Raw genomic sequence first — 1,569 nt, forward strand, 5'->3', positions numbered from 1 at the left:
CTCTTTTATGCATAATTCTCAAGCGTTCACAGACTCTCTTCCTAAACACATTGCTATCATTATGGATGGTAATGGTCGCTGGGCAAAAGCTCAGGGTAAGCCTCGTGTCTTTGGTCATAAAAATGGCGTTCAAGCTGTTCGAAAAACCATATCTTCAGCAGCCAGACTTGGCATTAAAGCCGTAACTCTTTTTGCTTTTAGTAGTGAAAATTGGCGTCGTCCTGAAGAAGAAGTGGGTCTCTTGATGGAACTGTTTATTTCAGTGCTATCGAGTGAAGTAAAAAAGCTTCATAAAAATAATCTACAACTTCGTGTTATTGGTGATAAAAGTCGTTTTAATGAGCGACTACAAAAGAAAATAGAAGAAGCGGAAGCTTTGACTAGCACCAATACGGGTATGGTTATTAATATTGCGGCTAACTACGGCGGTAAGTGGGATATCCAGCAAGCGATGACTTCGATTGCTCAACAGGTTAAGTCTGGCGATATTAATGTAGAAGACATTGATGAAGCTATGATTACACAACACCTGACGATGGCAGATATTCCAGAAGTCGATCTACTTATCCGCACCAGTGGCGAGTGCCGCATTAGTAACTTTATGCTTTGGCAATTAGCTTACGCCGAAATGTATTTCACTGAACAATTCTGGCCAGACTTTAATGAAGACAGCTTAGTAGAAGCTGTGACTTGGTTTGTAAACCGCGAGCGTCGTTTTGGATGCACCGGTGAGCAAATTAAAGCTCTGATGGACAGTTAATAAGGATTTTTTTGGTTTGAAACAACGAATTATTACGGCGTTGATTTTAGCTCCCCTAGTTATTCTAGGTATTTTCGAGTTATCACTTCCCACGTTTATTCTTTCACTAGCAGTAATCTCGCTATTGGGTCTTTGGGAGTGGACTCAGTTTGTTGAAAGCAAATCACGTTATTTAGCGTTGATTCCAACAGTTGTGGTAAGTGCTGCAAGTTTTGCTTTTATACCTTTTGATGCATTTAGCCTTAATAACTTATCGGGTGCTCACTACGCCATTCTAACGATTGGTTCAATTTGGTGGGTAATCGCGAGTGGTATGGCAGTGACTTATCCTAAGTCTATGCCAGCATGGAAAGACTCATCCATTCTTCGTCACGCATTTGGCGTGCTGACTTTGCTACCATTCTTCTGGAGTGTGGTTATCCTGCGTGCTAACGGTATTGATGTTGATCCTTACCACGGCGCAAAATTGGTGATGTTCGTTTGCTTGCTTGTTTGGGCTGCGGACAGTGGTGCTTACTTTTCAGGAAAGAGCTTTGGCAAGCGCAAAATGGCCCCTGCGGTGAGTCCTAATAAAACGATTGAAGGTCTTATTGGTGGCATCATTACAGCAGTGATCGTGGCCTGGATCTTTGCTGACTTGTTTGATATCCAATTCACAAGCCCTCTCCACATGATTGTTATTACTCTTGTGACCGTCGTTATTTCTGTTCTTGGTGATCTTGTTGAAAGCATGTTTAAACGTGTTTCTGGGGTGAAAGACAGCAGTAATCTGATTCCTGGTCATGGTGGTATACTTGATAGAATAGATA

General features: G+C 41.9%; 2 protein-coding genes. Both read left to right on the top strand.

Annotation, left to right across the window (positions count from 1 at the left end; genetic code table 11):
• Positions 1-7: 7 nt before the first annotated feature.
• On the top strand, positions 8-760 hold the full coding sequence (locus tag AB4653_RS19810) for an isoprenyl transferase (RefSeq protein ID WP_009847415.1): 753 nt from the start codon (positions 8-10) through the stop codon (positions 758-760).
• 16 nt (positions 761-776) lie between these two features.
• Positions 777-1,569, top strand: a 793-nt coding sequence (locus AB4653_RS19815) for a phosphatidate cytidylyltransferase (RefSeq protein WP_372105110.1), incomplete at its 3' end; no start/stop codon positions are given.

Origin of the sequence: Vibrio sp. 10N.222.48.A3, assembly GCF_041475345.1 — a bacterium.
GTDB lineage: Bacteria > Pseudomonadota > Gammaproteobacteria > Enterobacterales > Vibrionaceae > Vibrio > Vibrio tasmaniensis_A.